The organism is Terriglobus sp. RCC_193 (assembly GCF_041355105.1).
In the GTDB taxonomy this organism is placed as follows: Bacteria; Acidobacteriota; Terriglobia; order Terriglobales; family Acidobacteriaceae; genus Terriglobus.
Genome location: NZ_JBFUPK010000001.1, coordinates 860439 through 884269 on the forward strand (window position 1 = coordinate 860439; position 23831 = coordinate 884269).

At 57.3% G+C, this 23831-nt stretch carries 24 protein-coding genes, 1 tRNA gene and 1 riboswitch; of the genes, 12 read left to right on the plus strand and 13 right to left on the minus strand.

Annotated elements, in window-relative coordinates; all coding sequences use genetic code 11:
• Positions 1–6 precede the first annotated feature (6 nt).
• On the plus strand, positions 7–453 hold the full coding sequence (locus AB6729_RS03560; RefSeq protein ID WP_371080183.1) for a DUF6249 domain-containing protein: 447 nt from the start codon (positions 7–9) through the stop codon (positions 451–453).
• Positions 454–463: 10 nt separating this feature from the next.
• On the opposite strand, the gene AB6729_RS03565 is transcribed toward AB6729_RS03560, so the two are convergent.
• On the minus strand, positions 464–1420 hold the full coding sequence (locus AB6729_RS03565) for a hypothetical protein (RefSeq protein ID WP_371080184.1): 957 nt from the start codon (positions 1418–1420) through the stop codon (positions 464–466).
• A gap of 375 nt (positions 1421–1795) precedes the next feature.
• Here AB6729_RS03565 and eno point away from each other — a divergent pair, with 375 nt between their 5' ends.
• The gene (gene eno, locus AB6729_RS03570; RefSeq protein WP_371081187.1) at positions 1796–3085 is read left to right on the plus strand and encodes a phosphopyruvate hydratase; all 1290 of its coding nucleotides are present in this window, start codon (positions 1796–1798) and stop codon (positions 3083–3085) included.
• A gap of 105 nt (positions 3086–3190) precedes the next feature.
• Positions 3191–4807, plus strand: coding sequence for a 2,3-bisphosphoglycerate-independent phosphoglycerate mutase (gene gpmI / locus AB6729_RS03575; RefSeq protein WP_371080185.1), 1617 nt, complete (start codon positions 3191–3193; stop codon positions 4805–4807).
• A 73-nt stretch (positions 4808–4880) separates the two neighbouring features.
• Here the strand turns inward: gpmI and AB6729_RS03580 are convergent, their stop codons facing one another.
• The 5 genes from AB6729_RS03580 to AB6729_RS03600 all read right to left on the minus strand — a co-directional run bounded on the left by AB6729_RS03580 (position 4881) and on the right by AB6729_RS03600 (position 9037).
• On the minus strand, positions 4881–5837 hold the full coding sequence (locus AB6729_RS03580) for a hypothetical protein (RefSeq protein WP_371080186.1): 957 nt from the start codon (positions 5835–5837) through the stop codon (positions 4881–4883).
• A gap of 34 nt (positions 5838–5871) precedes the next feature.
• Positions 5872–6861 carry a glutamate formimidoyltransferase gene (gene ftcD / locus AB6729_RS03585; protein WP_371080187.1) on the minus strand — a complete coding sequence of 330 codons (990 nt, stop codon included), beginning with the start codon at positions 6859–6861 and terminating at the stop codon, positions 5872–5874.
• Between the two features lie 24 nt (positions 6862–6885).
• Positions 6886–7617 carry an acyloxyacyl hydrolase gene (locus tag AB6729_RS03590; protein ID WP_371080188.1) on the minus strand — a complete coding sequence of 244 codons (732 nt, stop codon included), beginning with the start codon at positions 7615–7617 and terminating at the stop codon, positions 6886–6888.
• Between the two features lie 76 nt (positions 7618–7693).
• Positions 7694–8434 carry a YebC/PmpR family DNA-binding transcriptional regulator gene (locus AB6729_RS03595; protein ID WP_371080189.1) on the minus strand — a complete coding sequence of 247 codons (741 nt, stop codon included), beginning with the start codon at positions 8432–8434 and terminating at the stop codon, positions 7694–7696.
• Between the two features lie 84 nt (positions 8435–8518).
• Positions 8519–9037 (minus strand): VOC family protein, encoded by a 519-nt coding sequence (locus AB6729_RS03600; protein WP_371080190.1) that lies wholly within the window; start codon positions 9035–9037, stop codon positions 8519–8521.
• A gap of 126 nt (positions 9038–9163) precedes the next feature.
• Between AB6729_RS03600 and AB6729_RS03605 the strand changes: the two genes are divergently transcribed.
• Positions 9164–10096 (plus strand): hypothetical protein, encoded by a 933-nt coding sequence (locus tag AB6729_RS03605; protein WP_371080191.1) that lies wholly within the window; start codon positions 9164–9166, stop codon positions 10094–10096.
• Here the strand turns inward: AB6729_RS03605 and lysA are convergent.
• The 3 genes from lysA to AB6729_RS03620 all read right to left on the minus strand — a co-directional run bounded on the left by lysA (position 10093) and on the right by AB6729_RS03620 (position 13096).
• Entirely contained in the window at positions 10093–11361 is a 1269-nt protein-coding gene (gene lysA / locus AB6729_RS03610; protein WP_371080192.1) for a diaminopimelate decarboxylase, read from the minus strand. The genes AB6729_RS03605 and lysA overlap by 4 nt on opposite strands.
• 28 nt (positions 11362–11389) lie before the next feature.
• Positions 11390–11707 (minus strand): PspC domain-containing protein, encoded by a 318-nt coding sequence (locus tag AB6729_RS03615; RefSeq protein ID WP_371080193.1) that lies wholly within the window; start codon positions 11705–11707, stop codon positions 11390–11392.
• Between the two features lie 111 nt (positions 11708–11818).
• Positions 11819–13096 carry a hypothetical protein gene (locus AB6729_RS03620; protein ID WP_371080194.1) on the minus strand — a complete coding sequence of 426 codons (1278 nt, stop codon included), beginning with the start codon at positions 13094–13096 and terminating at the stop codon, positions 11819–11821.
• 33 nt (positions 13097–13129) lie between these two features.
• Here AB6729_RS03620 and AB6729_RS03625 point away from each other — a divergent pair, with 33 nt between their 5' ends.
• Positions 13130–13606 (plus strand): hypothetical protein, encoded by a 477-nt coding sequence (locus AB6729_RS03625; RefSeq protein ID WP_371080195.1) that lies wholly within the window; start codon positions 13130–13132, stop codon positions 13604–13606.
• A gap of 16 nt (positions 13607–13622) precedes the next feature.
• Here AB6729_RS03625 and AB6729_RS03630 read toward each other — a convergent pair whose 3' ends face one another.
• Positions 13623–14417 carry a tetratricopeptide repeat protein gene (locus AB6729_RS03630; RefSeq protein WP_371080196.1) on the minus strand — a complete coding sequence of 265 codons (795 nt, stop codon included), beginning with the start codon at positions 14415–14417 and terminating at the stop codon, positions 13623–13625.
• Positions 14418–14509: 92 nt separating this feature from the next.
• Here AB6729_RS03630 and AB6729_RS03635 point away from each other — a divergent pair, with 92 nt between their 5' ends.
• From AB6729_RS03635 to AB6729_RS03660, 6 genes are read left to right on the plus strand one after another with little or no spacing between them, the layout of a single operon-like run.
• Complete coding sequence (locus tag AB6729_RS03635; protein WP_371080197.1) at positions 14510–14968, plus strand: SET domain-containing protein; 459 nt, start codon at positions 14510–14512, stop codon at positions 14966–14968.
• Positions 14969–15000: 32 nt separating this feature from the next.
• Positions 15001–15240 (plus strand): type II toxin-antitoxin system HicB family antitoxin, encoded by a 240-nt coding sequence (locus tag AB6729_RS03640; RefSeq protein WP_371080198.1) that lies wholly within the window; start codon positions 15001–15003, stop codon positions 15238–15240.
• Positions 15240–15458: a type II toxin-antitoxin system HicA family toxin gene (locus AB6729_RS03645; protein ID WP_371080199.1), complete on the plus strand. Its 219-nt coding sequence runs from the start codon at positions 15240–15242 to the stop codon at positions 15456–15458. The genes AB6729_RS03640 and AB6729_RS03645 overlap by 1 nt, the downstream gene beginning before the upstream one ends.
• Before the next feature lie 33 nt (positions 15459–15491).
• The gene (gene dnaX, locus AB6729_RS03650; RefSeq protein ID WP_371080200.1) at positions 15492–17561 is read left to right on the plus strand and encodes a DNA polymerase III subunit gamma/tau; all 2070 of its coding nucleotides are present in this window, start codon (positions 15492–15494) and stop codon (positions 17559–17561) included.
• Positions 17562–17571: 10 nt separating this feature from the next.
• Positions 17572–17889 (plus strand): YbaB/EbfC family nucleoid-associated protein, encoded by a 318-nt coding sequence (locus AB6729_RS03655; protein WP_371080201.1) that lies wholly within the window; start codon positions 17572–17574, stop codon positions 17887–17889.
• Between the two features lies 1 nt (position 17890).
• The gene (locus tag AB6729_RS03660) at positions 17891–18913 is read left to right on the plus strand and encodes a serine hydrolase (RefSeq protein WP_371080202.1); all 1023 of its coding nucleotides are present in this window, start codon (positions 17891–17893) and stop codon (positions 18911–18913) included.
• 53 nt (positions 18914–18966) lie between these two features.
• On the opposite strand, the gene AB6729_RS03665 is transcribed toward AB6729_RS03660, so the two are convergent.
• Together AB6729_RS03665 and metE are read right to left on the minus strand one after the other, a co-directional pair.
• A tRNA-Arg gene (locus AB6729_RS03665) sits at positions 18967–19043 on the minus strand.
• A 177-nt stretch (positions 19044–19220) separates the two neighbouring features.
• The gene (gene metE / locus AB6729_RS03670) at positions 19221–21497 is read right to left on the minus strand and encodes a 5-methyltetrahydropteroyltriglutamate--homocysteine S-methyltransferase (RefSeq protein ID WP_371080203.1); all 2277 of its coding nucleotides are present in this window, start codon (positions 21495–21497) and stop codon (positions 19221–19223) included.
• Positions 21498–21640: 143 nt separating this feature from the next.
• Positions 21641–21785: riboswitch (cobalamin riboswitch) on the minus strand.
• On the opposite strand from metE, the gene AB6729_RS03675 reads away from it, so the two are divergent.
• Positions 21774–22568, plus strand: a complete 795-nt coding sequence (locus AB6729_RS03675; protein WP_371080204.1) for a DUF6454 family protein — start codon at positions 21774–21776, stop codon at positions 22566–22568. (Overlaps the previous riboswitch by 12 nt.)
• A 1-nt stretch (position 22569) precedes the next feature.
• On the opposite strand, the gene AB6729_RS03680 is transcribed toward AB6729_RS03675, so the two are convergent.
• Positions 22570–23688: an ATP-binding protein gene (locus tag AB6729_RS03680; RefSeq protein ID WP_371080205.1), complete on the minus strand. Its 1119-nt coding sequence runs from the start codon at positions 23686–23688 to the stop codon at positions 22570–22572.
• Positions 23689–23831: the final 143 nt, after the last annotated feature.

Here is a 23831-nt window from a genome sequence, read left to right on the forward strand (position 1 = left end):
CACCCCATGAATGCTTTTGATAGTCCCTTTGTAGTCCCAGTCGCCGGTTGTGTGATGATTTTGGGTCTTGGTGTCGCCGGTATCTATTCAGAGATTCGCAATAAGGAGTTGCGTTCGCAGGAGCGTGTGGCCATGTTGCAGCGCGGTGTGCCGCTTGCGGACATTGAGCGCATGATGGTGCAAAACGTTGAGAACGAGAAGAGGGTCCGCGATCCATTGCGCAGTCTTGCCATCGCTCGTCGCACTGCGATGGTGCTGCTCTCGGCGGGCGTTGGTCTTGTGGCGTTTGGTGTGATGCTGGATCTGATTCTTCAGGTTCGCGAAACGCTTGTGGTCTGCGGCGTTGGCGTCATCAATCTGTGCATTGGCTTAGGCTTCCTCATCGACTACAACATGCAGAAGCGCGAACTTTCGCGCTTCGGCATGGAAGTGGATTCAGAAGCCTCACTATAAATTCCAGCCGTTAGTTGGTTGGCACGAAAGCCTTTTCCGATATGCCGGAATTTGCCGCAGGCGACGCGGATGCCGTTGCTGCTATCGGTGCCGACGGAGACAGGGGCTGCGCCGGAGCCGATGCGAAGTTCATACGGCTAAGGTCCATGGGCTCTGTCAGGCTGAGAACCACCTGCGTTCCTTCTGGCAGATGCGCCTGGCGATCCTGTTTCAGCCATACCGCCGTACCAAGACCTGCTCCCACTCCTGCTCCAATTAATGCACCCGCTGGGCCGCCAATGATACCACCTGCGGCTGCTGCGCCACCCGTAGTAAGGGACATGGCTGCAAGTGTTCCACCTACGTGGTCCTTGCGAAGGACGTTGCCTTCGCCATCGATGCGAGTATTTGCAAACTGATCTGTATCGACGACCTGCGCGTGCAAGGGGAGACGCGTGCCATCCGGCAGAATAATGGTGTCCATCTGAAGATGAATCAAAGCGGTGCCGCGGATGCGTTTGCCGCCGCGAATCTGCGTGACTCGACCTTCCACAATGGAGCCCTGCGGAATAACGACGCGTCCATCATTCTGAATGTTCTCGGTCAGTTCGCCGCGGAAAGGCGTGTTGGGCTGGGTGGATGCCGTGTCGATGGCGCTGTCGAGTGTGACGTGCAACGAGGTTCCCTCTGGAAGTTCGTTGGGGCGACGCGGTACCTCAGTGACAATGCCGGCGTCGGGGTCTGGCTGCGGCACACGCTGACGCAGCACGGGCGTTCCACCGTAGGGTTTGTAGTCACCGTACGTTTCGGCGGCAGAAGGCTTGGACTGGGGCGTGGATTCTGCCGGTGCGGCTGCGGCAACAGGAGCCGGCTGCGCTACCTGAGGAATGTCCTGCACGTTCTCGGACGGATTGGACACGCCGGACTGTTGTGCAAACGCATTGCCCGCAAGCACTGCGGCAAAAGCAAGGGCGATGGGCATCTTCATCGGGATACAACTCCTCGTTGGTTCTTCTACAAACTCTGCAGCCACGCATATTCAAGGCTAGAAGAGTAGACGTGATTGTGGTGCATTCATCTTGCGGGCTGAATCCAGAGGGTAAACGCGAAGTTTCAGGGGAAGGCGTACACGAAAGTTACCGCTTTCCTTTGCTAAAATGACCCGGGAGCGTAGGCTTGGTTGCGCATTGCACGGGCCTTATTGCTTCGACGAAATTTTCTTCTTTTAGACACCATGGCAGAAATTCTGGAGACGATACTTGGCACGAGCGGAAGCCGCATCGCCGTGGATCGTCGTCCCAAGCTGAATGAACGGCTGCAACATCGCATCCTCGCGCCCCAAACGGCCGAAGGGAAAGGCAACATGACTGAAATCATTGCAATTAAGGCGCGGGAGATTCTGGACAGCCGCGGTAATCCGACCGTAGAAGCCGACGTGATCCTGTCCGGCGGAGCCATTGGCCGTGCGGCGGTTCCCAGCGGCGCCAGCACCGGCGAACACGAGGCCGTGGAGCTGCGTGACGGTGACAAGGAAGTCTATCTGGGCAAGGGCGTGATGCAGGCCGTGGAGAACGTCGAAAGCGCCATCGCGCCAGAACTGTCTGGTATTGACGCGACGAATCAGCGCCTGATTGACGCCACCATGTTGCAATTGGATGGCACGCCGAATAAGGGCAATCTTGGCGCGAATGCGATTCTGGCTGTTTCCATGGCCACCGCGCGCGCTGCTGCGAATGCGCTGAAGCTCCCGCTGTATCGCTACCTGGGAGGCGTGAATGCCTGCCTGTTGCCCACGCCGATGATGAACATCATCAACGGTGGCGCGCACGCCGACAACAACGTGGACTTTCAGGAGTTCATGATCATGCCGGTAGGCGCTGAGAGCTTCTCTGATGCGCTGCGCTGGGGTACTGAGGTCTTTCACACGCTGAAGGGCGTGCTGAAGAAGAAGGGTTACAACACGGCTGTTGGCGATGAGGGCGGATTTGCGCCATCGCTGAAGTCGAATGTGGAAGCGATCGACGTGATTCTGGAAGCGATCCAGATTGCGGGCTTTGAGGCTGGTGAGGACATCGTCCTGGCTCTCGATCCTGCTTCGAGCGAGTTTTACAACAAGGAATCGGGCAAGTACATCTTTAAGAAGTCGGACAAGAGCGAGAAGACGTCGGCCGAAATGGCTGCGTTCTGGGCTGACTGGGTTCGCCAGTATCCCATCGTTTCGATTGAAGACGGCCTCGCGGAAGATGACTGGAACGGATGGAAGATTCTTACCGAAGAGATTGGCGACCGTTGCCAGCTTGTGGGTGATGACCTGTTCGTGACGAACACGAAGCGTCTGCGCGAAGGCATTGAGAAGGGCGTTGGTAACTCGATCCTGATCAAGGTGAACCAGATCGGAACCATCACGGAGACGCTGGAATCGATTGAGCTGGCGCGTCGGTATGGCTACACGGCGATCATTTCGCACCGTTCAGGTGAGACGGAAGATACCTTCATTGCTGACCTGGCAGTGGGTACGGGCGCTGGCCAGATCAAGACCGGCTCGCTGTCGCGTACGGACCGCATTGCCAAGTACAACCAGCTTCTGCGCATTGAAGAAGAACTGGGCCAGGGCGCGGAGTATCTGGGCATTGAAACCATTAACTGCGAGTAACTTCTGCAGTTTTAACGGAACAACGAGAGCGAACGCAGCGCCGCAGCGAATCCGCCGCGTCCGCTGCGTTCGTTCTTTCAGCAACGAATAAGGAAAGGTAGCCTCATGTCCCGCCGTAAACCTCTTGTACTTACCATTCTTGACGGCTGGGGTATTCGCTCCGAGACGCATGGTAATGCCATTGCCATGGCGCGCAAACCGACATATGACATGTTGCTGCGCGAGTATCCGAACACCATCATTCGCGCCAGCGATCATTATGTTGGTCTGCCGGATGGACAGATGGGCAATAGCGAAGTGGGCCATCTGAATCTGGGCGCTGGTCGCGTGGTGCGCATGGATATTGTGCGAATCGATTCGTTAATTGAGTCGGGCGAGTTCTTTGAATTGCCCTTGCTGGTCAATGGAATCAAGGAAGCGATGGAGCGTGGGCGCGCCGTTCATTTCCTCGGCTTGTTGAGTGATGGCGGTGTGCACTCGCATCAGCGGCACCTGTATGCGTTGTTAAAGTTATGCGCAAAGCTGGGTGCGAAGGATGTGTTTGTCCATGCGTTTTTGGACGGGCGCGACACCATGCCGACTTCCGGCGCGGGGTACGTCGATGCGCTGCAGCAGAAGATTCGCGAGATTGGTGTTGGCAAGCTGGCATCGTGCAGTGGCCGTTACTACGCGATGGATCGTGATTTGAAGTGGGACCGCGAAGCCAAGGCGTTCGACGCCATGGTGAAGGGCAATGCGGAAGGTGGCACCGCGACCGATGCTGCCGCAAAGATTCGCCAGAACTACAACAACGGTGTGACCGACGAGTTCACCATTCCGTTTGTGTGCGTGGATGAAACGGGTAAGCCCGTTGGAACCATTGGCGATGAGGATCTGTGCATCTGCTTTAACTACCGCAGTGACCGTGTACGGCAGGTTACGCGTGTACTGGCGCGCAATGTTGAGGGCGGCCTGACGAAGTCGAATGCGCTTGATCTGCCCAAGGCGGATGAACTTGACCTTGAGATTCCTCGCAACTCTGCACCGAAGAACATTCGCTACATCACCATGACGCAGTACGATCCGAAGTTCACGTTGCCGATGGTGATTCTGCCGGAGAGCATGGATAATCTGCTGGCTAACGTGATGGCGAACAATGAACTGCGCAACCTGCGAGTGGCCGAGACAGAGAAGTACGCGCATGTGACGTACTTCTTCAACGGCGGCATTGAGAAGCCGTTCGCGGGCGAAGAGCGTGAGGTGGTGCAGTCGCAGAAGGTGGCGACGTATGACCTGGCTCCGGAGATGAGCGCGCGTGGCATCTGCGACGTGGTGCTGAAGGCGATTGATGACACCGCGTTTGATGTCGTCGTCGTCAACTTTGCCAATGCGGACATGGTGGGTCACAGCGGCAAGATGGAGCCGACCATCAAGGGCGTGGAAACTGTCGATGCTTGCCTGGGTGAGATCTATGCGTCGCTGAAGCGCAACGGCGGTTCGTGGCTCATCACAGCAGATCATGGCAACGCGGAGTTGCTGATCGATCCGGTGACGGGCGGACCGCACACGGCGCACACAACGAATCCGGTGCCGCTGATTGCAGTCACAGAAGCAGGGAAGTCGTTCTCATTGCGTGAAGGCGGTTCGCTGCGGGATATCTCGCCGACCATGCTGGGCATGCTTGGAATGCAATTGCCGAAGGAGATGACCGGTGGCGATCTGCGAGTATTTCCGAAGCTGTAGTGTTATGAGATAGAAAACAGAAGAGGCCGGATGCATCTGCATCCGGCCTCTTGCTTAAATCAAGTTAGTTAACTTAACGAACAACCTGCTGAAAGAGCGGGGAGCTTAACAGCTCCGAGAACTGCGTGTCGTTGGCGGCATAGGAAACCTGCAGCGTACCCGAGTTGGAGTCGATGTTGGTTTCCTTCATCGCGGACTTCTCCAACTGCGAACCCTGCGACTGCTTCATCAAAGCCATACCCTTCATCAGGGTTGCGGCAGTGGCTGCGGTCATGGTGTCGCTCATGACAACGGCCATGTCGAACTTAATGCCGTTCGAGAAGTCCATGGTGTAACGCGAGCTTTTCATGCGATTCTTCACCGTGTCGTAGTCGGTGAGGGAAGCGGCATCGCCCAGAACGCTACGCATCATGGTCTGCGTGCCCTTCTGATCGAGCAGGCTCCAGATCGCACGCTGGTCCACGATGTTCATCTCGGTCATCATGTCGCTGTTTTCCAGGATGTTGGAGGCGAGACCGTCGCGGCAGTCCAAACCGGCCTTCACGGCCGCGCTGTCGCCAAAGATCATGGTGGTCTGGTTGAGGAAGACCACGCTCATACCAGCGGCGCCCATCGGGTACACATTGTAGTTACGCACCGGGGTAGACTTGGTCTTTTGCTTCGTCCAATTCGCCTGAATGGCCGCGGTGTTGAACTGGCCCTGAGCCACGCCCAGGGTGCGCGTGTTGTTGCTGTTGCCGCTGCTGCCGATGCGAAATGCCGCAAAAGCGAGCGTTTCGGTATCGCGATCCACCTTAAGGCCGCTGGTCTTCAGCGCCGTCTCCAGGCGTACCAGTTCCGGCGGCATAATGCGCTGCTTCAGATTCATGGCCGCAGGCGAGGCCTGCATGGAGCGGTAATCCACCACGATCAACTGCTGAATATCCTTGGGGATAGACGCCTTCGCATCGCCGCTTAACTGCGCCGCATGCGCCGCTCCTGCGGTTAGAACCGCAACCAATCCCATCAGCACTGTCCGTGCGATCTTCATTGCCAACTGCCTCCGTACCACTACTTCTCTTATTTTAGACGTGCGCCGCGGGAACGGCTTCCGGCCACGGGAGGGGCCGAGACAGCTTCCGTTCCAGCACTTTTTCGTCTGGGTGGAACTCACTGGTTTGACGCAGCCATTCGGGTAGCGTTTCACGTGCAATAATGGGGGCGCAGGCGGCTTCCGGGATCAGGCCAATAAGTTCGCCCTCTGCCGTGGCGATACCCATCCGTGCGGCGACACGGCATACTGCGGCATGGACCCGCTCGACCGGAGAGGCGTGGAAGTCCGTAATGTTCATAGAAACCTGAGCGCGATCACCCACAAGCACTCCCATGGCCTTTACGCCCACCATGCCACCGCTGGATGCGCGCACTTCTTTTGCGATGGCGCGGGCGGCGTGTAGGTCTGCGCTCTCCAAAAAAATGTTGTAGGCGATGAGGAACTGGCGAGCTCCCACGGCAACGGCCCCGGCAGAAGGATGGAGTTCACCGAGACCGACGTCGGGATGGCGTGAGGAGTCACGCCGGACGGCCTCCCGGATACCTTCAAACTGGCCGCGGCGCACTTCTTCAAGACGCATGCGGTCAGGCCGCATGGCTGCTGCTTCGTAAAAATACACAGGAACGCCAAAGCGCCGCCAGATTTCAAGGCCTGCATGATGGGCAAGCGCCGCACATTGACCAAGGGAGTAATGGGCCACAGGAACAAAGGGAACCACGTCCGCGGCGCCGATGCGGGGATGTACGCCTGCCTGCTTGGTCAGATCGATGAGCTGGGCAGCGCGTCCTACGCCACGTATGGCCGACTCGGCAACAGCTTCCGGCGATCCTGCAATCGTGACGACGCTACGGTTGTGCGTCGCGTCCATGGACCAGTCCAGCAGGCTTACACCGAAGACCTTCATGGACTGCACAATCTCACGCACAATGCGCTCGTTCCGTCCCTCAGAAAAGTTCGGAACACACTCGACGATCGGTTCGGTCGTCGCGGGGGAGGCTGCTTCGTACTGCTCTTCTTCCATCACTTCGAAACTTCTACATCCTGACTATTTCTTCCACCACGTGTATCCGATGGAGAACTGCACGCTGGCATTCACGCCAGGGTTGCGGTCTCCAAGAGAGGCCGATGAGATGTGAACTGCGTTGGCCCCGAAATCAAGCGAACGGTTGGGCTGCAGAAAGTAATGGAGGCCAACCCCACCCTGCGGGGTGAAGTTCCAGACACTGGCGTCAGAGTTTGGTCCCATGTTCTGCAGATTCACTTCGCCCTGACCATACGCCGGATACTTATGGTTCGTCCACAGCACGCCACCCGCTGCCTGCGCCCAGGGCATGATCCTGTGACCATGCGTAAAGTTCCAGCGCAGAATGATGGGTGTGACGGAGACACCGTGGAAGGTGCCGCCCACGGTATACGGACCTACGCAATTGAAGACGTTGGGGTTAGGTGTCCCCGTGCAGGAGTAGCGCTGAAAGGTGGGTGTGTTCGACTGCCAGTAGGGAAACACCTCGACCGCATATTCAAAGTTGCCCTTGAAGAGGCCGCTGCCGTATTCGGGCGTGATCACCTTGCCCAAATGGCCACCTGCCATGAAGAACTGGAAGCCATCACGTTCGTCGGTGATGCCTTTACCGCCCTGGAAGATTACGCCCATCTCCCACGGGGTGTGTTTCGCCGTCGCGCTTACCGGCGATTCATTGGCCGTCATCTGACCGAGTGCCGCAAGGGGAAACAGTCCCGCTACCGCTGCAAGAACCAAACGTTTTACCTGGGACATTCCACTCCTTCTTCCGGTGACAGAGCAAAGCCGCCGGTATACGGCGGCCGTTTGCCCTCTGTGTTTTTCAAGCGATTTACGCGGTGACCGCAGCTTCATCCATGTCGAAGTTGCTGTAGACGTTCTGTGAATCGTCCAGATCTTCCAGCACCTCCAGCAGACGCATCATGGCGTTTGCCTGAGAGCCTTCCAGCTTCTGGTAGGTACTGGGAATCATGGTGACTTCAGCGTGTTCGGGCTTGAAACCAGCCTTTTCGATGGCTTCCTTCACCGTAACGAAGTCCTTGGGCGTGGTGTAAATTTCCCAGTTCTCGCCTTCATCGTTCAGGTCGTCTGCACCTGCTTCCAGAACCACTTCCGTCAACTTCTCTTCGTCTGCACCATCCTTGGCAATGACGATGATGCCCTTCTTCGAGAACATGTAGCCAACCGAGCCGGTTTCACCCAGGTTGCCACCGTTCTTGCTGAAGGCATGGCGGATTTCGCTGACGGCGCGATTGCGGTTGTCGGTGAGCACCTCCACGATGACAGCAACGCCGCCAGGGCCGTAGCCTTCGAAGGTGATCTCCTCGTAGGTGAGGCCTTCAATTTCGCCCGTGCCGCGCTGGGTGGCGCGCTTGATGTTGTCGGCCGGCATGTTCTCAGCCTTGGCTGCCAGGATGGCAGTACGCAGACGCGGATTGCCGTCGGGATCGCCGCCGCCCTGCTTTGCTGCTACCGTGATTTCCTTGATCAGACGGGTGAAGACCTTGCCACGCTTGGCGTCGGCTGCGCCCTTCTTATGCTTGATGGTTGCCCATTTTGAGTGGCCTGACATGGAACAAAACCCTACTCTTTCCTATGATTCAACGCGCTCCGCCAGAAGTGGAGCGCAACAGGGAAAGTATAGCAAGCCGCACAGTTATTGCACCTGTGCAGGTATATCCACAGGAGCTTCCTTCGCAGCGGCCAGTATGGGGCGCAAATCGAGGGGACGCGTGATCATGCGGATGTTGCCGTCGGCATCCAGCGGCCACTCTTCTTTGGGCCGATCCCAATAGAGTTCCACTCCGTTGCTGTCAGGATCAGCGAGATAGATGGCTTCGCTGACGCCGTGGTCGGAGGCTCCGTGAATGGTGATGCCTGCGTTCAAGAGACGCTGTAGAGCTTTGCCCAGTTCCGCACGCGTGGGATACAGAATGGCGAGGTGATACAGGCCGGTGGTGCCTGCCGCAGGTGGTTGTCCTCCCTGACTTTCCCATGTGTTCAGGCCAATGTGATGGTGGTATCCGCCAGCAGAGACAAACGCGGCGCTGCTGCCGAAACGCTGCACGATTTCGAAGCCAAGTACCTCGTGATAGAACCACAGGGCGCGATCCAGATCCGCCACCTTCAGGTGAACATGACCAATGCGCACGCCGGGATGAATTGCGTCACTCATGTGCCTTTAGATGATTTGACGTCGAAATGGATGCGGGTTGTGCGTTCTGGCGTTATAACGGTGCATCTAAGTTAGTCAGATAGTTTGGTCAGGTATTGCTGCTACATCTTGCATGGGGTTTCTGCTTTGAAGCGCATTTCCATAGTTGTTCTGTTGCTGATACTCCTCGTTGGAGGTGCGTGGTATGCGTACGTCGCCTTCTCCGTGGACGACGACACGCCGGATACTCCGCTGGCACAGATTCCACTCACGTTTGACGACCAGGTGGCCATGGCAAACCTTGCCTGCGGAGGCCATGCCAGCGTGGATGCGAAAAAAGTGATCGTATGCAGGACGTGTCCTCCGGGATCTGATTTTGCAGGGGAGAGCAGTGGGCCGGATGAAGGATGGAGCAACGGCGGCGTGCTGACCGGGAGTTTTACGGCACCCGGTATGCAGGAAGCGCTGATGCGGGCTTCAGGATGCGAATCACACGCGAATAACATGGGCGGCGATTTTCTCTTTCGCAGGAACGGAAGCAAGTGGTCGCTGATTCGTTATGCGAAGTCCGCCATTGCGGATGACAAATGCCTGAAGGCGCTGTGGGGAGAGGGCAGGGATGCCGTGATCTGTGAGAGCGCCGATATCCATCAGGGGATTGCCAGCAGTGGTGTGCAGTTGATGACGTTCGACGCAGCACCGCCATCGCCGCCTAAAGACAAGGAAATCTACCGGAAAGTGAACTTTGTCGTTACAGAGGATGGCAGCGGGAACTGCGGTTTTCCCATGGGGAATCCGCAGCAGACAATGCAATTCGACAAAGTGGATCGTGCGTACCTGGTGCCTACCAATACAAGCCGGCCGAACGTGATCGTGAAGGTAACGCTGGCACGCGCAAAAGCTGGCAAACGGGGCGTGGCGACTTGTCCTGCCGCGCAACCGCAGAGCTATACCGTGACATGGAAAAACCTCGGCGACCATTTTGAGGCCGCCGAGGGGTATGTTGGATTGGCTGCGCGAGCCGAAGATCCTTGTTGCGATCTGATGGTGGCGTCGCGCGTGGAACCGATCCGCTACTAAAAAATCTCTGGTGCGAACAGCTCGTCGTAGGTTTCGCGACGGCGGATCAGGCGTGCGTTGCCGTCTTCGATCAGCACCTCTGCCGGACGGACCCGCGTGTTGTAGTTGGAGCTTAATGAGAGGCCGTAAGCTCCGGCATCGAGGATGGCGATGAGGTCGCCCTGTTCTGTCTGTTGCAGGGCGCGCGAACGGGCAAAGAAGTCGCCGCTTTCGCATACCGGGCCTACGATGTCCGCTTCTTCGGTTGCCGCAGCTTCGTTGCGAACGACAGGCACAATCTCGTGGTGTGCCTGGTAGAGCGCTGGACGAATCAGGTCGTTCATTGCGGCGTCGACAATGGTGAATTTCTTGTCGCCGTTGGCCTTGCGATATAGCACACGTGTTATCAGTGCGCCTGCCTGACCGACGAGGAAGCGTCCCGGTTCCAGCAACAGATGCACGTCCATGCTGCCGAGTGCGGACTGCAGCGCCGCAGCATACTTCTGCACCTGCTGAGCCGCATCGAAGGTCTTGTCGCCGTACTCAATGCCGAGGCCGCCACCCGCGTCGACGTTGCGGATATTGTGGCCGTCTGCGCGAAGTTCACGGACGAGGTTCAGTGTCTTCTCAAGGGCTTCCGCGAATGGTTCCACTTGGCGAATCTGCGAACCGATATGGACGCTGACGCCTGTGGCTTCAATGGAAGGGAACTGCGCTGCGCGGGTATACACGGCACGGGCCAGTTGAATGCCGATGCCAAACTTGTGTGCACTGAGGCCGGTAGAGATGTAGGGATGTGTCTCTGCGGAAACATCGGGGTTCACGCGCAGAGCGATGCGTGCTTTTTTCCCCAGGGCAGCGGCACGTGATGCCAGCAACTCGAGTTCCGGTTCGCTTTCCACATTGAACTGCAGGATGTCTGCGGCGAGTGCGGCGTCCATCTCTTCAGCGATTTTTCCTACGCCAGAGAAGACGACACGCGATGCGACTTCCGGTCCGCCTGCCTTAAGTACGCGGGCAAGTTCACCACCGCTGACAATGTCAAAGCCGCATCCCTGCGCAGCAAGCATCTTGAGAATGGCAAGTGAGGAGTTCGCTTTCACCGCATAGCAAACGGTATGCGGTGTACCAGCGAAGGAGCTTTGAAACAGTCCGGCGCGGTCGGAGATCTGTTTTGCGGAATACACATACAACGGCGTGCCAAAGGTGTCGGCCAGCCCTGCTACATCAACGCCATCACATACGAGTCTCTGCCCGGAGTAGGCAAACGGTCTTCCCTGATCCATAGCTTCCAGAGTAACCGCTTGCAGCCTCTTACGAGGTTGCAGGCGGTTCTGCAGGAGGTGTGGGGGGTGTGTTTCCCGGATAAGGCTGTGTGTACTGCGGCGGGTAATTCGCCGGTGGGGGCGGAGGCGGATATTGGCCGGGATACGGATAGCTCATGCCAAGCGGTTCTTCTGGAATGACAATCCAGCACACGACATATGCCAGAAGGCCACCGCCACCGAAGAGCACCAACAACACAAGGATCAGTCGAACGGTGGTGGGGTCCCATCCATAGGAACGGGCAAATGCAGCACAGACACCAGCAACCTTGCGGTCATAACGAGGACGAATCAAAGGACCGTACATGACGAAAACCCTCCCTTATGCGGCGTGTGGCTATTCTGCCACTAAGTGAGCCGTTGGGGAAGATTACGCAACAGATAGGTCTCTGGTTCCGTAACGTTTGCGCGCGAAACGCTAACCGCCACTGTAGGGCGACTTCATATATTTGCGCGCTGCATCTGCCTGTGTTTGATCGCCGCCGGGAGCGGCAGCTTTCTGATACTGGGCCACAGCTTCATCGCGGCGGCCAAGTTTATCCAGCATCATGCCCGCGTTCAGGTTGGCGCGTTTGCGCATCCAGTCGCTGCAGTTGGGTTGATTCGCAGCGTTGAGATAGCTGGTGGCTGCATCCTGCACCTGGCCTTGTCCACGCTGCGTTTCCGCAAGGCCGAACCATGCAAGCTGCAGCCTTGGCTCAATGAAGTAACCCGGCTTTTCTGCGTCAGCAAGAACAGTTTTGTAGATGGCGATGGCTTGTGGGCCGTGGCCGGCATCCTTCATCAGGTTGGCTTCTTCCAGGCGGAAGAGGAAGTCATGTGGGTACTTTTGAGCCAGCTTCTGCGATACGGCGGAGGCCTCGTTGTATCGCTGATCGTGGCGCAAAAAGAGCGACAATGCCGTCTGCGATTCCACGCTGGTGACGGTGCCGTGCGCAGCGGATTCACGCAGCAGGTTAAGCCCCTCTTCCTTATTGCCACCAATGCCCGCAATGCCCACCAGAATGCGCACAAAGCGCGGCAGGCTGGCTACCGCGAATTTCTGAATACCGACGGCCATTTTCGCGTCGGCATAGTTCGGATCAAAACGGAGAACCTGTTCACTGTCATTACGCGCAGAGAGCCCCTGACGAGCTGCGCCGGTAAAGCTATGATCGGCAAGTGTCATCCACGCCGCGTGCATGCCTTTGGCATAACCCCGCGCAAAATAGGCGTCTTTGTCGTTGGGATTCGCTTTAATGCGTGCGTCGGCAAGGCTGATGGCGCGGTCTGTTAGATCATCGATGTGTTTGCGGGTGCTCTCCGGTATATCTGACTTGTGACCGGAGCTGAGGAAGTGCTCGCGCGCGTAATAGGTGGTATCGAGCAGATCCTGCCGATAAAGTTCGCGGAAGATGGTATCCATCAGGATATAGCCTGCGGCCATGGGATCCTGTGGATGTTCACGCTGGACGGCCTCGAAGCGCTGCATGGCACCTTCGTAATCCAGGATGTAGAAATGCTGAAATCCATCGCGTACCGTGGGGTCGTTGTTCAGGGGATACGTGTTCTGCGCGGTTGCGGCGCCAAGTAGCACGAGGGAACCCAATGCCGTAGCCAGGAACTTCGTTCGGATCGTCACAGAGAGGTAGACGCAGATTGGATGCTTCCGGCTGCGTGCGATCTCTAATGATTGACGGGTCTCTTGCGACGGCATATTTTTATTCGCACCTTTGGGAGATATTGAAAAATGACACGCGGTGAACTTCTCCACCTGCTGATCGGACAGGGACGAATCCAGGGATTCGAGTTCCGCCGGTGGTTTGTGCAGAATACCGGAGAGACGTGGAGTGGTTATCCCGAAGCCCTTCAATGGCTGACAAAAGGCAAACGTTCGCACATGCTTTTGTTCTCTCACGAGTTCGCCAAGCACTTCTTCCAGAGCGGGAGACGTATCCAATACGTGGTGGAACCGCAGACTTTTGAGCGGGTCACGGCCGACGGACGCAGTCTCACGGTGAATCGCAAGGCGCACCTGCGCCATTCCAGCAGGGACGATGTGTGGCGCTTCCATTTGCGCGAGATGGCGGCCCGGGCAGAGCCACTGCATTACATCCGGCGATTTCTGATTACAGAAGAAACCATCGCAGCGGTATCGCGGCCTCCCGTTCAAGCTTCCGACGAAGATAATTACGACAACGAGAACCTGATCCGCGACATCGCATGAAGCGGGTCTGCAGCAGCTATTTGGCAGAGATGCCCAGTTCGGTCAGCGCATGTCGCGATGCTTTATCGTGGTCCCCACCGGGGTCCAGCTTCAGGCATTCCTGATAGTTGGCCACGGCTTCCTCGCGATGCTTGAGCTTTGAGGCGGCTTCGGCCAGGTAGAAGCGCGCGTCGGGATCTTCGGGATCGTAACTGACGGCGTCCTTGAAACGCAGATACGCTCCCTGCGTGTTGCCGGTGTCCATGTAATATTTGCCAACCTTCAAGTCGTCTGGGACGCGCGTCTTGTCCAGCTTTTCGCGAATGATTTCGATGTTGTCCTTTGCACCGTAGTTCTTCAGGGGAGCCGATTTTACTGGTGCATTGGGCGCTTCGGTGGTCGGCGCTACATCGCTGTCGTCATCTGCCGAACTGGAACTACTGCTGCTGGAACCGGAGCTTGAACTGGAACCTGCCGCGTCATCGCCGCGCGGAATGCGCATAGGCTTTTCCGACTCGGCGGGAGGGTCGGGGACGGGGTCGGTGGGCATCTGCGGCAAGCCATTCTGCTTTGGTGCCTGAGCAGGCGGCGCGGCGGGTGTTCCGTCAGCATTATCGCCGTGTTTGGAATCTTCCGTCGGAAAAGGGAACTGGTCGGGCATCGACTGTGACTGGCCGGACGTGTCCGATGAAGACTGGGCGTTATTGCAGGCGGTGTCTTTTGGCTTGCACTTCTTCGCAGGTTTTGTGTCTTGCTGCGCGACGGCCATGCTGCAGCAGAGCATTGCGGCGGCAAGCGGAAGAAAACGGCGGATGGAGGCGCAGCGGAACATAGTCTGTCACCAGCTTAGACGCAGGCGGTGCGGAAGTGCATCTGTATCCGCACCGGCAATTGCCGTATACTCGCGCAACAATGTTCCCACGGTTGATCCTTCGTTCCTCGCCGGTCCACGGCTGCGGCTGTTACACCCTTGACCCCATTCGCAGCGGCGCCCACGTGGCGGAATACGACGGCCCTCGTATGACCAAGGCCGAGGCCGACGAACGCTATGCTGACCGCGACATCACTTATCTCTTCGGCGTGCAGGACCGCGATACGGTCATCGACGGCTTCGGTACGGCCATGTTCATCAACCACTGCTGCGAGCCGAACTGCCAGACAGAAGAGGATGAAGAGGGACGCGTTTACATCCTGGCGCTGCGGAACATCGCCGCCGGTGAGGAACTGACCTACGAGTACCACCTCTACGATTCCGACGAAGACGACCAGCCCTGCTACTGCAACACGGACGCCTGCCGGGGAACCATGTTCAGCGAGGCCGAAGTCCGTCGGCGGAAGAAGCTGGGACTGCCCATGACACTGAAGAAGAAATCACGCAAATAGCCCCATTTGTTATTCTCGCAAAGAGGGATGCCATGAAATTCCACGTGAAAATTGAGCAGGATGAAGATGGCTTTTTTCTTGCTTCGGTTCCAGCGTTGCCAGGTTGTTACTCAGATGGCAAAACTGAAGAAGAGGCCCATAGAAACATCCAGGAGGCAATGGAGCTTTGGCTGGAGGCCGAAGATGCTAAGGCTGTAGCCGCTTTACCGGAGGCAGAGCGAAAGATTCTGGTCGAGATCGCTCCTAGACTTCTGGAAGCAGAAGCCGCCTGATGGGGACGTTGGCGAATATTTCCACCGATGAAGCCATAAAGGTTTTCAAAAAGCTCGGATGGGATTTTGATCGCAAAAGAGGAAGCCATATCGTCCTTGTAAAGAGTGGTGCGAAGAATTTGGTCCTTCCGGAACGTAAGGAAATGAGGCCAGGAACACTCCGGGGTCTTATCCGCGATGCTGAGATCACCGTCGATGAGTTTCTGGCCCTCCACTAAATCCACCGCCTGACCCGATACACTAAGCCTGACATGTCGTATCAGGTTCTTGCCCGCAAATATCGTCCGCAACGCTTCGCTGATGTGGCGGGGCAGGACCACGTCACCCGAACGCTCCAGAATGCCCTGGAACAAGGCCGCATTGCGCATGGCTACATCTTCAGCGGACATCGCGGTATCGGTAAGACGACCATCGCACGCATCCTGGCTTGTGCGCTGAACTGTCGTAATGCGATTGGTTCGCCTGAGCGCCCCACACCGGAGCCTTGCCTGAAGTGCGATGCCTGCCTGGAAATTCGCGCAGGCAACGCCGTGGACGTCATTGAAATCGACGCCGCGACGAATCGTGGTATCGACGAGATACGTGAACTGCGCGATGCCGCGCGGTATCGCCCCGCGCGTGATCGCTTCAAGATTTACATCCTTGACGAAGCGCACCAGATCACCGATGCCGCCTTTAATGCGTTGCTGAAGACGCTGGAGGAGCCACCCGATCACATCGTCTTCATGATGGCGACGACGGAACCCGAAAACATTCCGCAGACCATTCGGTCGCGCTGCCAGCACTTCAGCTTTCATGCGGTGAAGCTGGATGACATTCTGGGCGAGCTGCGCGGTATTGCAGCGCATGAAGGTGTTGCCGCGGATGAAGCCGCGCTGTCGCTGCTGGCCGAAGCGGGCGACGGCTCGATGCGCGATGCGCTGTCCATCATGGATCAGGCGATTGCGTCGGCCCCGGTAGTTGATGGCAAGGCGCAACTGAGCGTTGCAGAAATCCGCGAACTGATGGGCACTGTGCCCAACACGGTCTTTGAAGAGATTCTGGAATCCGTTGCACGCAACGATGCGGCGACTGTCCTGACCACAGCCGGACGGCTGCTGGATGCGGGCAATTCGCCTTCGCAGATTGCGCGACAGTTTGTGCGTTACCTGCGCAATTGCGTCGTAGCAAAAATTGCATCGCTGACCGAGGATGAAAACTCCAGTGACCTGCTGCAGATCAGCCCGGATGAACGTCGCCGCGCGGTGCGGACAGCGTTACTGTTCACGGAAGAGGAACTGACACGCTTTCTGAACGTGATGCTGCGCACGTTTGATGACCTTGGCTTCCGGCAGGAGCAGCGGCTGCACCTGGAGATGGGCCTGATCAAGCTGGTGCATCTGCAACGGCTGGTGCCGGTGGAGGAGTTCCTCGCACAATTGCCGAAGACGGCAGGAAACTCCACTCCGCGAGTTCTACCGCCGCAACGCGCGGCCATTCCAGTGGCCCCCGCGCCTGCTCCACGCCCCGCTGCCGCGCCATCACGGTTCAGTGGATCGCCTGAACCTGCTACGCCGCGCTCCCAGGCCGCTCCCACGCCTTCCACTTCAACTTCGCCATTCACTTCTAACTCCGTGGAGTCAACAGGGCGTCCTGTGGCCAGCGTTGCCTCGCAGCCGCAGACGGAAGGGAACCTGGCGCTGGCTTCAGAGCCCGTAAAAGAGCCTGCGAATGTTTCTCCGCTGGCCCAGCCCGGTGTCATCACCATGCCGGAGCCAAGCACGGGGTTGAATGCCCATGTGGAGCCGTCGCCCATCGTTCTGGAAGAGCCGATTGCGATCGCGGCACAGGCGGATGAGGACTATGACCCCTCGTGGGAGAGCATGACTCCCCCTGAGGCCGATCCAGAGGCCACCGAGCCTGCATCGCAGCCCGTAGCCACCAATTCTGCCGCAGCCGGTACAGCGGAATTACAGGCGGCCGCAGTCGAGGCACTGTTCGCCACGAAGAAGAACAACTCCGCGGCAGAGCAGTTGGAAGAGAGCCAGTGGACCATTGCCAATGGCGAAGTGAAAATTGAAGTTTCGCTCTCCAAGCCGATGATTGGCACCATCTTCCGCCCCGATGTGGAGGCGATCATCAAAACGGCGCTGCGCGAAAAAGGTCTGGTTGGTGTGAAGATCAGCGTCGTTTCCGCAGCCGTCGACAACAAACCAAAGGAGCCGAAGAAGCCTCGCTCCGGTTCCGTGCAGGCCAAAGCTTTGGAGCATCCTACGGTGCAGAAGGCGCAGAAGCTGTTTAACGCGGAGATCAGCACGGTGTTCGATCTCCGAAAGGATTAGGAGCCTTGCCATGGATTTCAGCAAACTACAGGAAATGATGGGCCAGGCGCAGCACATGCAGGCTCAGATGGAAGAAAAGTTGGCCACCACCACGGCTGATGCTACTTCTGGCGGCGGTCTGGTGACGGCGCGGGTGAATGGTCGCAAGGAACTACTGCGGCTGAAGCTGGACCCGAACGTGCTGACGGCTGCTTCCGGTGACATCGAAATGCTGGAAGACCTGATCACCGCCGCCATTAACGAAGCGGGCCGCAAAGCCGATGCGCAGATCCAGTCGGAAACGCAGGGTATGCTGGGCGGCATGGATTTAGGCAAGCTGCTCGGATAGCATGGCGAACATGCCCCTCCGCATGTTCCATAAAACAATTCGAACACTCCTTCACGCCGCAGGATTCTCCTTGCTGGCTTACGGTTCTATTGCGATCGCGCAATCGCCGGACGCCGTTACAAGCGCGGTGCAGCAGATCATCGCGCAGCATCATGGCAAGGTCGCCGTCTATGCCCATCAGCTCAACACCGGCAAAACAATTGCAATCGATGCCGAGGTGCCCCTGCAGACAGCAAGCACGATCAAGCTCGCCATGCTGTGGACGGCCATGCGCGAAATTGGTCTGGGACGCGCCGCGTGGGACGAAAAGCTGACGCTGCAGCCGGGTGAAGGCGTGGGTGGCTCCGGCGTGTTGCATTTCTTCGATACGCCGTTGACCGTCACCTTGAAGGATGTGGCCACAATGATGGTTATCGTCAGCGACAATACTGCCACCAACATGATGATTGACCGCTTCACAACGAAGAAGGTCGATGACAACATGACGGCGCTGGGTTTGGACCAAACGTGGCTCTACAAGAAAGTTTTCAAACCAGCGACTGGGCCCATGCCCGCGGACCAGAAAAAGTTTGGCCTGGGCAAGACGACAGCGCGTCAGGTCGGCACGGTGATGGAGAAGATTGGCCGCTGCGATTTGAACATTACAGGCCAACCCGTAGTCGATCCGGCAAAGGCGCAGGTGGCATGTAAGGCGGCCATCGAGATGCTTCGCAATCAGTTCTACCGCGACACCATTCCGCGTTATCTGGAGACGTTGGACAACACGGAAGCGGGAAGTGGTATTGCCAGTAAGACCGGATCGCTGGATGCCACACGGTCCGATGTGGCGATCGTTGCGGCGAAGTCTGGCCCCATCGTCCTGGCGGTGTACACCTACGAGAATGCGGACAAAGGTTGGAGCGTGGACAACGAAGGCGAAGTTACCGTGGCGAAGATTGCAAAGGTGATTGTCAGCGCGTGGTCTCCCCAGGGGATTGATGGAAAATCACTGACGCCGGGGCTTGGATTATCTGTCGCGAAATAAGTCGGATAGAAACAGGAAAGGCGACCCGGAAGAGTCGCCTTTCTTAAGCTTTATGGTGCACCCGGAAGGATTCGAACCTCCGACCTATTGGTTCGTAGCCAATTGCTCTATCCAGCTGAGCTACGGGTGCACACGCGCCGAAGCACTTATTCAAGATAGCAAGATGCAGGGAATGTTGCAACCCTTGCGCAGCCCTGTATGTGGATTACGCGGCGTCTCGAAAAGCAGGAATCCAGAGCTAAAACGCGGAAATAACCTGAGCCAATGCGGACGGGGCCAGATCGCGATGATCCACCCCGTCGTTGCATTACGCAGTGAATGCGATGCGAGCCTGAACGGCAGCCTCGCACATGTTCTTCAATGCTTCCACCGTTTCTGGCCAGCCACGCGTCTTCAAGCCGCAATCCGGATTGACCCAGACCTGTCCCGGTTTAAGGGCGTTGATCGCGAGGCCCAGTAACTCACCCATCTCTTCCGCAGAAGGCACGCGGGGCGAGTGGATGTCGTACACGCCCGGTCCGATCTCGTTGGGATAGCCATGTGCACGGAAGGCATCCAGCAGTTCCATTTGCGAACGCGCGGACTCCATCGAGATGACGTCCGCGTCGAGTGCGGCGATGGAAGGCAACACATCTTCAAACTCGCAGTAGCACATATGCGTGTGAATCTGCGTCTCGTCCTCAACGCCACTCGTGGAGAGGCGGAATGCTTTGACCGCCCAGTCCAGATAGGTTTCCCAATCGGCATGGCGCAGCGGCAAACCTTCACGCAATGCGGGCTCATCCACCTGGATGATGCGGATGCCCGCAGCTTCCAGATCGTTGACTTCCGAACGCAGCGCCAGGGCAATCTGCCATGCTGTCTGCTGGCGCGGGATATCGTTGCGCACAAACGACCACTGCAGAATTGTGATGGGGCCGGTGAGCATACCCTTCATCGGACGCGACGTGAGCGAACGCGCATAGTTTGACCACGTCACCGTCATCGGACGCGGACGCGAGACATCGCCGAAGATGATGGGAGGCTTCACGCAGCGTGAACCATAGCTCTGCACCCAGCCGTTCTCCGTGAACACGAATCCTTCCAGGAATTCGGCGAAGTATTCGACCATGTCATTGCGTTCGAACTCGCCGTGAACCAGCACATCGAGGCCGATCTCTTCCTGCTGACGGATGCAATGTTCGGTGGCTTCGCGAAGGAATGCCTCGTATGCTTCTGCTGATTCATGGCCATGTTTGAATGCGGCACGATGCTTACGCACTTCTGCTGTCTGCGGGAAGGATCCGATGGTCGTGGTGGGGAAGAGTGGCAAGCCGAGTGCGGCGCGTTGCTTTTCCGTGCGCTCGCTGTAAGGCGACCTGCGTGCGAAATCCGATTCCAACAGTGACGCAAGCTTCGACCGCACTTCCTGATTCGTGGAGGATTCCGCAGCTGCACGATCTGCAATCGCAGCCACATTTGCCGTGAATGCAGCTTCATCCGAAGAGGCGAGCGCCGCGATTTCTGCGAGCTTTTCTTCCGCGAAGCGCAGCCAGCTTTTGACACGCGCAGGCAGCCTGGTTTCGCTGCGCAGATCATGTGGCACGTGCAGCAGTGAGCAAGACGGTGCAACGATGACGCGCTCTGCTCCCAACGCAGCAACAGCCTTTGAAATCAACTCTCGAGCAACAGCAAAATCCGTCAGCCAGATGTTGCGTCCTTCCACTACACCGAGGCTCAGAACCTGCTCCGGCGAAAGCGTTGCGAGAATTTCTTCCAATTGCTGCGGTGCACGAACAAGGTCAATGTGCACGCCTGCAGTGCGTGCCTCAACAGCGAGTGCGAGATTGCTGCCCAGGCGGTCGAAGTAAGTAGTCAACACCAGTTTGATCGGAGTCTTTGCCAGTTCCGCATAAGCGCTGCGGAAGAACTCTGCTGCGCCTTCGGGAAGATCCGTGGCAAGGATCGGCTCGTCAATCTGTATCCACTCGATGTTCTGCTGTGCCAACGCGTGAAGCACAGATTTATAGGCGGCGATAAGTTTCTCAGCAAGCGTGAAGGGATCAAAGCCATCCACACCTTTGCCCAGAAGCAGCAATGTCAGCGGTCCAATGAGAACAGGACGAGGCTCAATGCCGAGTGCGCGTGCCTCTGCAATTTCATTCAGAAGCTTCGCCGTATCGACGTTAAAGCCCAGTCCGGCGCTCCATTCGGGGACAAGGTAATGGTAGTTCGTATCGAACCACTTGGTCATCTCCATGGCGGTCTGTTCTTTGCTGTTGCGCGCCATAGCGAAGTAGCGCTCCAGCGTGACTTTGCCGGTGCCAAAGCGTTCCGGTGTAGCACCCATCAGAACCAGCGCGTCCAGCACCTGGTCATATAGCGCGAAATCATTGGCGGGGATGAAATCAATGCCTGCAGCCTTCTGCAATCTCCAATGCTCGGCGCGAAGGGATGCTGCGGTGTCCAGAAGCTCTGCTTCGGTGCGCTTGCCCGCCCAGAATCCTTCCAGGGCAAACTTCAATTCACGCTGCCGTCCCATACGGGGGAAGCCGAGGTTTGCTGTCTTCAGACCGGCAAGTGTTGTGTATGCCTGTAATGCCATTTGGTTCTCTCCTGATTACGAGGGAACCACCCATGCGCAGGCATGCAACAACGCGCATAAACGCACGGAAGCAGGCAGTGGTCACCGATCCAATCCACGAGAGCGGTAGGCCTCAAGCGCACCCACGGTCAGCGTTCTACGCTTCCATGGTGGTGGCGGCAGGCCGGTAGTCGGACTTGGAGAAATTAAGATTTCCCATCACCGTTGCGGGACAGCGCCGGATTCACACCAGCTTCCCCATTTAACAGGCTGTCCGAAGACAGCCTGACCTGCACCATGACAGTTTACCGAATCCTTTATGCTGATCGCATGATCCTGCGAGTAATGATGATGGTTCTCGGCTTGTCCGTCTCTGCCACGGCACAGATACAAGGTGTTGAGCATGCGCACATGGCCGATGTGCAATCGCTGCAAGGAACGGTGTTTCACGTGCAGGGCATTGACCTGGATAAGGAACACATCTGGGTAACGTCAGTCGATTCCACTGCGCACAAAGGTTATCTGCAGCAGTTCAATCGGAAGACAGGCATCTTCGAGCGGCAGGTGGATCTTAGCGATGGCGAACGCTATCACCCCGGCGGGTTCTCCATCAGCGGTAATTCCATATGGGTACCCGTGGCGGAATATAAGCCGAACAGCAGCGCAACATTGTTGGAACTGGATAAGAAATCACTGAAGGTCAAACGAAAGATCTCGGTAGCCGATCACGTTGGTTGTGTCGCGGTAACAAAGGACAAGTTGATTGCAGGCAACTGGGGCAGCCGGAAGCTGTATGTCATTGGCATGGACGGCAAGGTGATTCGCGTGATGGATACGCCATCACAGAACCAATATCAGGACATCAAATTTGTGAACGGGATGCTGGTGGGCGGTGGCAATCTGACAAAGACCACAGGTGCCGTGGACTGGTATGAATGGCCGTCGATGAAGCCAGTACGCTCTCTTGCATCGGGAACGACGGATCGCAGCCGTCTATACAGCGCAGAAGGGATGACCCTTAAAGGAAACGATCTGTATCTACTGCCGGAGGATGGGCCGACGCGCGTGTTTCACTTTGTCATCGACAAATAGTTCAACGACGGCTGCTGGACATGGATTCTGCGAAAGCGTCCAGCGAGAGCGACCGCAGCAGATTGCGACGCATACCGCTGATGACCTGGTCCATGCCGCGCAGAGCGTTCTCCAGCCATTCGAAGGTGACGGAGTCAGCAAGCGTGTCGAGATCGCGGCGGATGTCCACGTTACGGATGCGGTCGGGTACGCCGCTGCGTAGCAGCAGCAGGTCCTCCAGCAATCCTGCGAGCGCCGCAAGCATGGCCTGCGTCTTCTGCTGTCCGTCCGCGCCAGCACGATACGTTTCCGTTGTCTTGAACAGGTCTGTATGTTCTGTATCAAGAACGGCAGAGCGGAGCAGAACCATAGCATCTGCGCGCGCTGCAAGATAACTTTCAAGATCAAAGCTGAGGGCCTTGCCCGCTGCTCCCTGCGCCAGACGCGCAATCAACTCTCGTTGTGCGGGTTTTACTTCGGGTTTGCGAGTCGCTAACAGCTCTTCAATCTCTGCGGCGGACAGGGCTCCGAGACGGACCGGCGCACAACGGCTGCGAATGGTGGGCAACAGTTCGCCGGGATGCTCGGCCATGAGAATGATGTGCGCGTAAGCAGGAGGTTCTTCCAGAACCTTCAGGAGGCTGTTTGCCGCTTCTTTCATGAATGCCGCAGAAGGGAACAGATAGACGCGGCTCTTGGCTTCGCCCGGCAGGGAATAGATGCTGTGAATCAGCGAACGCACCTGGCCAAGTTTGACCAGAAGTTGCGGCGGATCGGGCGGGAGGATCAGCACATCCGGGTGGGTTTGAATCAGAACGCGGGTTTCCTTCTTATCTGTTTCGCGAAGTTCCTCGCGTGCTGCGACTGCCGCATCGACCATCGCAGGAAGGTCCATAGCTTCTGCGATACGAGTGCAGTTGCGGCAATGCCCGCAGAAGTCAGCAAGGTCGCCATCGGCGTGCGCTTCGCGCGGCTGATTTTCGCAAAGCAGTGACATTGTCAGCAGCAGCGAAAGCGTGTACTTGCCGCTACCCGCGGGGCCGCTTAGCAGGATTGAAGACGGCAGGCGTCCTGAGGCGATGGCGCGACGAAGTTGCACCACCGTAGCGGTGTTGCCCACGAAATCAGAAAAGCGAAACATCCCTTCCAGCATACGGCGTTCCGAGGATTTCGTTCCGATAGCAGCTTCGGTGCTGGACAGCAGCGCGTTATTGCATACGATGGCCTGTTCGATATGCTATACATACCAGGTCTGTTCTGTTGATTTTGCGAAGTAGAGAGTTT

Coding starts and splice junctions, on each gene's coding strand:
- AB6729_RS03565 (WP_371080184.1), bottom strand. CDS start 1,420: ATGAAGATGCCCATCGCCCTTGCTTTTGCCGCAGTGCTTGCGGGCAAT.
- AB6729_RS03660 (WP_371080202.1), top strand. CDS start 17,891: ATGGCGAACATGCCCCTCCGCATGTTCCATAAAACAATTCGAACACTC.
- AB6729_RS03560 (WP_371080183.1), top strand. CDS start 7: ATGAATGCTTTTGATAGTCCCTTTGTAGTCCCAGTCGCCGGTTGTGTG.
- AB6729_RS03600 (WP_371080190.1), bottom strand. CDS start 9,037: ATGAGTGACGCAATTCATCCCGGCGTGCGCATTGGTCATGTTCACCTG.
- AB6729_RS03625 (WP_371080195.1), top strand. CDS start 13,130: ATGACACGCGGTGAACTTCTCCACCTGCTGATCGGACAGGGACGAATC.
- AB6729_RS03580 (WP_371080186.1), bottom strand. CDS start 5,837: ATGAAGATCGCACGGACAGTGCTGATGGGATTGGTTGCGGTTCTAACC.
- eno (WP_371081187.1), top strand. CDS start 1,796: ATGACTGAAATCATTGCAATTAAGGCGCGGGAGATTCTGGACAGCCGC.
- ftcD (WP_371080187.1), bottom strand. CDS start 6,861: ATGGAAGAAGAGCAGTACGAAGCAGCCTCCCCCGCGACGACCGAACCG.
- AB6729_RS03620 (WP_371080194.1), bottom strand. CDS start 13,096: ATGCCGTCGCAAGAGACCCGTCAATCATTAGAGATCGCACGCAGCCGG.
- AB6729_RS03645 (WP_371080199.1), top strand. CDS start 15,240: ATGGGGACGTTGGCGAATATTTCCACCGATGAAGCCATAAAGGTTTTC.
- AB6729_RS03640 (WP_371080198.1), top strand. CDS start 15,001: ATGAAATTCCACGTGAAAATTGAGCAGGATGAAGATGGCTTTTTTCTT.
- AB6729_RS03680 (WP_371080205.1), bottom strand. CDS start 23,688: ATGTTTCGCTTTTCTGATTTCGTGGGCAACACCGCTACGGTGGTGCAA.
- AB6729_RS03675 (WP_371080204.1), top strand. CDS start 21,774: ATGACAGTTTACCGAATCCTTTATGCTGATCGCATGATCCTGCGAGTA.
- AB6729_RS03595 (WP_371080189.1), bottom strand. CDS start 8,434: ATGTCAGGCCACTCAAAATGGGCAACCATCAAGCATAAGAAGGGCGCA.
- gpmI (WP_371080185.1), top strand. CDS start 3,191: ATGTCCCGCCGTAAACCTCTTGTACTTACCATTCTTGACGGCTGGGGT.
- AB6729_RS03630 (WP_371080196.1), bottom strand. CDS start 14,417: ATGTTCCGCTGCGCCTCCATCCGCCGTTTTCTTCCGCTTGCCGCCGCA.
- AB6729_RS03615 (WP_371080193.1), bottom strand. CDS start 11,707: ATGTACGGTCCTTTGATTCGTCCTCGTTATGACCGCAAGGTTGCTGGT.
- dnaX (WP_371080200.1), top strand. CDS start 15,492: ATGTCGTATCAGGTTCTTGCCCGCAAATATCGTCCGCAACGCTTCGCT.
- lysA (WP_371080192.1), bottom strand. CDS start 11,361: ATGGATCAGGGAAGACCGTTTGCCTACTCCGGGCAGAGACTCGTATGT.
- AB6729_RS03590 (WP_371080188.1), bottom strand. CDS start 7,617: ATGTCCCAGGTAAAACGTTTGGTTCTTGCAGCGGTAGCGGGACTGTTT.
- AB6729_RS03655 (WP_371080201.1), top strand. CDS start 17,572: ATGGATTTCAGCAAACTACAGGAAATGATGGGCCAGGCGCAGCACATG.
- metE (WP_371080203.1), bottom strand. CDS start 21,497: ATGGCATTACAGGCATACACAACACTTGCCGGTCTGAAGACAGCAAAC.